At 65.2% G+C, this 382-nt stretch carries 1 pseudogene; it reads right to left on the bottom strand.

Annotated elements, in window-relative coordinates:
* Positions 1–268 (bottom strand): annotated as a pseudogene (bkdB, locus tag IMZ11_RS44755) (3-methyl-2-oxobutanoate dehydrogenase subunit beta); the annotation flags it as partial.
* Between the last annotated feature and the right edge of the window lie 114 nt (positions 269–382).

Raw genomic sequence — 382 nt, 5'->3', positions numbered from 1 at the left:
GGTCGAAGGCCGGATAGCTGAATCCGTCGAACTGCATTTCCGGAACCGGCACGAAACCGCGGAGCGCAAGGCCGATGGAGATACCGATGATCGCCGACTCGGCCAGTGGGGTATCGAAGCACCGGTCGGCACCGAATGTTTCGGCCAGACCCTCGGTGACCCGGAAGACCCCGCCGAGGGTGGCGACGTCCTCGCCGAACACCAGCACGCGGTCGTCGGCCTCCATCGCGTCGCGCAGCGCGCGGTTGATCGCCGCGACCATGGTCATTTCGACGGCCTCGGGTACAGGTCGCGCCGAAACCGATGTCTTGAGCGGAGTCAGGACGGACTCCCACGGTTCTGGCGAATCACCCTGAGCGGCAGGACGATCGATGATCTGGGT

It is taken from the genome of Microtetraspora sp. AC03309, from assembly GCF_020826795.1.
Taxonomy (GTDB): domain Bacteria; phylum Actinomycetota; class Actinomycetes; order Streptosporangiales; family Streptosporangiaceae; genus Microtetraspora; species Microtetraspora glauca.
Note: the sequence above shows the minus strand (reverse complement) of the source record. Positions and strands in the feature narration are given on the sequence as shown.